This is a genomic window from Chrysiogenia bacterium (genome assembly GCA_020434085.1).
In the GTDB taxonomy this organism is placed as follows: domain Bacteria; phylum JAGRBM01; class JAGRBM01; order JAGRBM01; family JAGRBM01; genus JAGRBM01.
On the sequence record JAGRBM010000274.1, the window covers coordinates 1 to 6,209 of the forward strand.

At 62.9% G+C, this 6,209-nt stretch carries 8 protein-coding genes; 7 read left to right on the top strand and 1 reads right to left on the bottom strand.

What is annotated here, in order from left to right; all coding sequences use genetic code 11:
- A partial coding sequence (locus tag KDH09_09235; protein ID MCB0219863.1) for a hypoxanthine phosphoribosyltransferase occupies nucleotides 1-470 on the bottom strand: 470 nt, incomplete at its 3' end.
- 203 nt (nucleotides 471-673) lie between these two features.
- Here KDH09_09235 and KDH09_09240 point away from each other — a divergent pair.
- The 7 genes from KDH09_09240 (at nucleotide 674) to atpG (ending at nucleotide 6,091) form a co-directional block, all read left to right on the top strand.
- Nucleotides 674-1,246: a hypothetical protein gene (locus KDH09_09240; protein ID MCB0219864.1), complete on the top strand. Its 573-nt coding sequence runs from the start codon at nucleotides 674-676 to the stop codon at nucleotides 1,244-1,246.
- Between the two features lie 81 nt (nucleotides 1,247-1,327).
- On the top strand, nucleotides 1,328-1,735 hold the full coding sequence (locus KDH09_09245; protein ID MCB0219865.1) for a polymer-forming cytoskeletal protein: 408 nt from the start codon (nucleotides 1,328-1,330) through the stop codon (nucleotides 1,733-1,735).
- A 171-nt stretch (nucleotides 1,736-1,906) separates the two neighbouring features.
- The gene (locus tag KDH09_09250) at nucleotides 1,907-2,332 is read left to right on the top strand and encodes an ATP synthase F0 subunit B (GenBank protein ID MCB0219866.1); all 426 of its coding nucleotides are present in this window, start codon (nucleotides 1,907-1,909) and stop codon (nucleotides 2,330-2,332) included.
- A 5-nt stretch (nucleotides 2,333-2,337) separates the two neighbouring features.
- Complete coding sequence (locus KDH09_09255) at nucleotides 2,338-2,961, top strand: ATP synthase F0 subunit B (GenBank protein ID MCB0219867.1); 624 nt, start codon at nucleotides 2,338-2,340, stop codon at nucleotides 2,959-2,961.
- The gene (gene atpH / locus KDH09_09260; GenBank protein MCB0219868.1) at nucleotides 2,958-3,620 is read left to right on the top strand and encodes an ATP synthase F1 subunit delta; all 663 of its coding nucleotides are present in this window, start codon (nucleotides 2,958-2,960) and stop codon (nucleotides 3,618-3,620) included. Before KDH09_09255 ends, atpH begins: the two co-directional genes overlap by 4 nt.
- A 2-nt stretch (nucleotides 3,621-3,622) precedes the next feature.
- Complete coding sequence (atpA, locus tag KDH09_09265; GenBank protein MCB0219869.1) at nucleotides 3,623-5,206, top strand: F0F1 ATP synthase subunit alpha; 1,584 nt, start codon at nucleotides 3,623-3,625, stop codon at nucleotides 5,204-5,206.
- An 18-nt stretch (nucleotides 5,207-5,224) separates the two neighbouring features.
- Nucleotides 5,225-6,091: an ATP synthase F1 subunit gamma gene (atpG, locus tag KDH09_09270; protein MCB0219870.1), complete on the top strand. Its 867-nt coding sequence runs from the start codon at nucleotides 5,225-5,227 to the stop codon at nucleotides 6,089-6,091.
- Nucleotides 6,092-6,209: the final 118 nt, after the last annotated feature.

Sequence of the window (6,209 nt, forward strand, 5' to 3'; positions counted from 1 at the left end):
CCGTAGCCGACGATGTATTCCTCGCCGATTTCAAAGCCCACGTAGTCGATGGCCTCGCGTGCTTCGGTGGGGGCGCTGCTTTTGGCCAGCAGCGCCGCGGTGCGCACCGATGCCGGGCGCTGGGCGCGCACGGTGGAGAGGGTGCGAGTGAGCGTCAGGCCGGTGTCGAGCACGTCCTCGACAATGAGCACGTGCTTGTCCTTGAGGTTGAAGGGCGCGCCGATGCTCATGATGACCTTGCCCGAGGAGGTGGCCTGGTCGCCGTAGCTCGAGGCGCGCACGAACTCGATCTGCAGGGGCAGGGTAATGTGGCGCACCAGGTCGGCCATGAAGATGAACGAGCCCTTGAGTAGGCCGATCACCACGAGTTCTTCGGCCGCCAGATCGGCGCTGATCTGCTCGCCCAGAGCGGCGACCCGCTCAGCGATCTTGTCGGATGAAAGGAAGGGTTCGAGGTTGTCTTCGCGCACAGGTGTTCCCCATAGGCCGCGACCGAATCCGCTGACTCGATATGAGTCAGCAGCCGCCCGATCGTTCCCGCAATCCCCGCGTGGGGGATCATCACAAGAAAGCCGGGCAATTGCAAAAGTAAACAAGTGTTAATCTCCGCGCAGTGGGCAATGGCCCGGCGGGGTGCTAGTTTCCGCCCCGTATTGGTGAGGCGGGAGGCTTTATGAATTTCTGGCACAAACTCGCACGCGCCGCGCTGGTTCTGGGCGCGCTCGCGCTGAGTGTTCCGGGCACGGCGGCGGCCGCTTCGAGCTACAAGAACCGCGAAGGCAAGATCCAGGTCGGCGCCGGCATCGGTATGTCGGCCAGCCCCTTCGACCTGACCGGCGGCATCGAGGCCCAGTTCTTTCCGGCCAATTCGGTGAGCATCGGTCCCCGGCTGAGCTTCATCCCGGCCGAGCGCGGCCCGGCCGACTCCTTTAATGAAGACATCTACCTGCTGATGCTCGACCTGCGCTTCCACCCGCCCATGGGGGAGAAGCTCTCGCGGCTCAAGCCCTTCATCGGCATCGGCGCGGGTATCAGCTTCATCGACTACTCGCTTCCCGTATTCGGCAGCCATGTGGACATCTCCCCGGCTGTGGAGTTCGGCGCGGGCCTCAACTACTTCGTGGCCGATACCGTCTCGCTGGGAACGCAGGCGCACGTCATTTTGCCACTGGGTTCGAGCTATCGCGGGGTGGAGGAAGACGCCGTCCTGGAGTGGCAGATCGTCCACTTCGACTTTCTATTCTAGGATTCTGGAGCCCTTTTCATCGGGCGTCCGAAATGAGTATGGTTTGAGTTCGCCGAAACCGGCACGAAAGAGAAACCAGTCATGTCGAAACGTGATGCGCCTGCCGTCTCGGGCGGGCAGGGCAACCTCAACGCGATTCTCGATCGCGGCACCCAATATGAAGGCAAGCTGACCTTTGAGGGCACCGTGCTCATCAATGGCCAGTTCTCCGGCGAGATTTTCACGAAGGACCACCTCATCGTGGGAGAGCATGGGCAGGTCAGCGCCGACATCCAGGCCGGGTCGATCCAGATCTCCGGCGAGGTAAATGGCTCGATCCGGGCCGGTACAAAGGTGGAAATCCTCTCGACCGGGCGTTTTCGCGGGGAACTCAATGTGCCGCCGCAGTGCCTCAAGATCGAGCCCGGTGCCATTCTCGACGGCACCGTGCACATGGATCAGGGCGGCAAGCAGGCGCAGCAACCGCAGCCCCAGGAAAAGGCCGGCTGAGAGACGATTTCGACGCGATTTTTTCGCTCAAATTCAACGTAAAAACAGGCGCTTGCATCGATTGCCCGCTTTCCTTGACATGGCCGGGGGGCAGTGATAAAAGCGTGCACGCCCACGGCCCATACGGGCCATTTTTCGGGGCTATTTCAACAGGGGAAAGGCTGGAAGCGAGTGCTCACGCCCGACTGGACGTACTTTCCACAACTCGCGATCTTTCTGGCTACCGTCGTTTTTCTGAACCTGGTGTTGCTCCGGCCGTTCCGCAAGGTGCTGGCCGATCGAGAGCAGGGGACGACTGAAACCGACAGCGAAGCCGGTGATCTGCGAGCCGAGGCCGGTCGCCTCGAGGCCGACTATGATGCGCGCCTCAAGGCCGCCCGTGACCAGGCGACTGCCCAGCGTGCCGAGCTGCGCGCGCAGGGCGTCAGCGAAGCTGAAGGCCTGGTCGAAAAGGCCCGCGAAGAATCCGAAAAAATCAGCGAGACGCTTGCTGCAGAACTGCAGGGCGAGCTCGAAAAGGCGCGCACGAGCCTCAAGGCCCAGGCCGACGAGATCTCCGGCGCCATCGTGACCCGCCTGCTTGGAAAGGGGGCCTGAGCCGCATGAAGAAGACGCTGCTTTCGCTCCTGCCCGCCGCCGCGCTCGTCGCCGTGCTGGCAACGCTCTCTTTCGCCGCCGAAGGTCATGGCGGCGGCCACGGCGGTGAAGGCGGACACGAAGCCGCCGCTGCCGCCGAGCATGGCTTCCAGGGGATGAAGATCCTCTATCACTGCATCAACTTCGGCATTCTGGTGGGCGTGCTGACCTACTTCCTGCGCGCCCCGCTCCGTGAGTTCCTTGTCCAGCGTCGCCGCGACGTGCAGGAAGCCCTCAGCTCCGCCGCCCGCGCCCGCGAAGAGGCCGAGGCGCTGCTCGCCGAATACAAGAAGAAGCTTGAGAATGCCGACGCCGAGGCCAAGAGCCTGCTCGAAGAAATCGTCGAGCACGGCAATGCGGAGAAGGCCCGGCTCATCGAGCAGGGCAAGGCCCAGGCCGAGAAGCTCATTGCCGACGCCGGCCGCGCCGCCGATCGCGAGATCGCGCGCGCCCGCATCGCCCTGCAGGCCGAAGCCCTTGAGCTTGGTGCGAAGCTCGCCGCCGAGCGCCTGACCAGGGAAATCGGTGATGCCGAGCGCAAGCGCTACAACGAAGAATTCATCACGAAGCTGGACGGTCTTCAGTCATGATCGATCAAACCGTCGCACGCCGCTACGCCCGCGCCCTTCTGGATGTCGCACTCGACCAGAGCACCGCTGATGCCATCAAGGGCGAGCTCTCCGAGATCCGCAAGCAGATCGAGGGCGAGGGCGGCTTCAAGAGCATCATCGCCGCCGGCGTGACCATGGCCGAACTGGCCGCCGAGCAGCAGGTCGTCACCGTGATCGGCCACCAGCTCGAAGAAATGACCGCCATCATCGAAGGGCACAAGGACCTGCGCAAGATTCTCTTCCAGGGGCTCTTCGCCATGCAGCAGCGCAAGGACATTCTCACCTCGCTCTGCAAACAGGCCGGAACGCTGCCCCAGGTGCGCAACTTCCTTCTGCTGCTCGTCGACAAGGACCGCCTGCGCTACCTGCCCGTCATGGCACAGCTCTACCGCGAGGCCGCTGACGAACTGGCTGGTCGCAAGCGCGGTCACGTGGTCAGCGCCTCCGCGCTCAGCTCCAGCGAGCAGGAACAAGTCGAAGAAAAGCTCGGCAAGATTGTCGGGCGTAAAGTTCAATGTAGTTTTGACGTCGATGCTGAAGTGCTCGGCGGTGTTCGCGCCGAGGTAGGAAGCCTCGTTGTGGATGGCACCGTTCGCGCCCAGCTCGATCGACTTACCCAGACTCTGGGCCAGGGATAATCATGAAGATCAACGCCGAAGAGATCTCCAGCATCATCAAGCAGCAGATCGCCGACTATGAAAGCAAGGTCGCGGTCGAAGAAGTGGGCACCGTGCTCCAGGTCGGTGACGGCATCGCCCGTGTGCACGGCCTCGACAACGCCGAATCGGGCGAGCTCGTCGAGTTCTCCAACGGGGTCAAGGGCCTGGTGCTCAACCTCGAAGAGGACAACGTCGGTATCGCCATCATGGGCTCCGACTGGGAAATCGTCGAAGGCAGCGAAGTAAAGCGCACCGGCGAAATCGCCCGCGTGCCGGTCGGCAAGGAACTGCTTGGCCGCGTTGTCAATGCGCTCGGTGAGCCCATCGACGGCAAGGGTCCGCTCAACGCCACCGAACAGCGCCGCGTCGAGCTCAAGGCGCCCGGCATCATCGCCCGTAAGTCCGTGCACGAGCCTCTCCAGACCGGTATCAAGGCCATCGACGCCATGATTCCCGTCGGCCGCGGCCAGCGCGAGCTGATCATCGGTGACCGCCAGACCGGTAAGACTGCTGTCGCGATCGACACCATTATCAACCAGAAGGGCCAGAACTGCTTCTGCGTTTACGTCGCGACCGGACAGAAGCAGTCCACTGTCGCCCAGGTGGTCGACAAGCTCGAAAAGCACGGCGCCATGGAATACACCATCGTCGTGACGGCCGGTGCTTCCGATCCCGCGCCGCTGCAGTTCATCAGCCCGTATACCGGCTGCGCCATGGGCGAGTATTTCCGTGACAACGGCATGCACGCGCTCATCATCTATGACGATCTCTCCAAGCAGGCCACCGCATATCGCCAGCTCTCGCTGCTGCTTCGCCGCCCCCCGGGTCGTGAGGCGTATCCCGGTGACGTGTTCTATCTCCACTCGCGTCTTCTTGAGCGCGCCTGCAAGCTCTCCGACAAAGAGGGCGCCGGCTCGCTGACCGCACTGCCGATCATCGAGACGCAGGCCGGTGACGTGTCCGCCTACATTCCGACCAACGTGATCTCGATTACCGACGGTCAGATCTACCTCGAAACCGACCTGTTCAACTCGGGCGTTCGTCCCGCAGTGAACGTGGGCCTCTCGGTCTCCCGCGTGGGTGGTAGCGCCCAGATCAAGGCCATGAAAAAGGTCGCCGGCACGCTGCGCCTCGAACTCGCCCAGTATCGCGAGCTTCAGGCCTTCGCGCAGTTCGGTTCCGACCTCGACACCGCCACGCAGGAGCAGCTCGCCCGCGGTGAGCGCCTCGTCGAAGTGCTCAAGCAGGGCCAGTACCAGCCGGTGCCGGTCGAGCAGCAGATCCTCCAGATCTACGCCGCCACGAGCCGCAACCCCGAGGGTCGTCCCTGGCTGCGCGACATCGAGGTCAACGACGTGCGCCGCTATGTGAAGGAACTCTCCGAGTTCGCGCTGGCCAAGCACGAGGACGTCCTCAAGGCCATCGTCGAGAAGAAGGACCTGACCGACGACATCAAGGCCAAGCTCGATTCGCTTCTGGCCGCCTTCACCGATGCCTTCCTGGGCGAGAAGAAGGCCGAGCAGTCCAGCGCCGCCGCCGGCGAAGCCGCAGCGGCCCAGGCCTAATTTAAGGAACCCGTTCTCATGCCGAGCCTGAAGTCCTACAGAACGCGCATCGCTTCCGTGAAGAACACGCGGAAGATCACGCGCGCCATGAAGCTGGTGAGCGCGGCCAAACTGCGTCGCGCCCAGCAGGCCGCGCTCTCGCACCGCAGCTATGCCGACTACATGCGCAGCATCATCTGCAACGTGGCGGCCATGAGCGAGGAGCGCCCGCACCCGCTCATGGAAGAGCGCGAGGGCACCAAGACCCTGATGGTGCTGCTCACCTCCGACCGCGGTTTGTGCGGCGGTTTCAACTCGAACATCTCGCGTGCAACCGATCGCTGGATCTTCGAGCACAAGAATGAGCTTGAATCGGTCGAGCTGCAGTTCATCGGGCGCAAGGGCCGCGACTACTTCAGTGTGCGCCCGGGCTCGGGCAAGCAGCGCGAAGTGCCGACGCTCCAGGCACTCGACCCCGAGACGCCCGGCATCATCACCGAGGACATCACCAAAGTCTTTCTTGAGGGGCAGTACGACCAGGTATTCCTGGCCTACAACAAGTTCCTCTCGCCGCTCGTTCAGGAAATCACCTTCGAGCGCCTGCTGCCCATCGAGCCGGCCGATCTGCCCGAGGGCGAGGCGCACTTCGATTACCTGTATGAGCCGGGCAAGGCAGAAGTGCTCGACCGCTTCCTGCCCACCTATCTCTCGGCACGCATCGACCAGGCCGTCCACGAATCGGTGGCTTCGGAACACGGCGCGCGCATGACGGCCATGGAATCGGCCACCAAGAATGCGGAAGAAATGATTGGCCGCCTGACGCTCGAGTACAACCGTGCGCGCCAGGCCGCAATCACCACTGAATTGATGGAAATCATCGGCGGTGCCGAAGCTCTAAAGGGCTAGGGCACCTCGAAAGGATCAGCTTGCAATGAGCACTCAGACTGCAACAGAAGGCAAGATTATCCAGGTACTGGGACCGGTCGTGGACGTTGAGTTCGCCGGCGGCACCCCTCCGGAGATC

Bases quoted from the DNA above. Each gene is read 5' to 3' on its own strand.
- atpH (MCB0219868.1), top strand. From the start codon at position 2,958: ATGATCGATCAAACCGTCGCACGCCGCTACGCCCGCGCCCTTCTGGAT.
- atpA (MCB0219869.1), top strand. From the start codon at position 3,623: ATGAAGATCAACGCCGAAGAGATCTCCAGCATCATCAAGCAGCAGATC.
- KDH09_09255 (MCB0219867.1), top strand. From the start codon at position 2,338: ATGAAGAAGACGCTGCTTTCGCTCCTGCCCGCCGCCGCGCTCGTCGCC.
- KDH09_09240 (MCB0219864.1), top strand. From the start codon at position 674: ATGAATTTCTGGCACAAACTCGCACGCGCCGCGCTGGTTCTGGGCGCG.
- atpG (MCB0219870.1), top strand. From the start codon at position 5,225: ATGCCGAGCCTGAAGTCCTACAGAACGCGCATCGCTTCCGTGAAGAAC.
- KDH09_09245 (MCB0219865.1), top strand. From the start codon at position 1,328: ATGTCGAAACGTGATGCGCCTGCCGTCTCGGGCGGGCAGGGCAACCTC.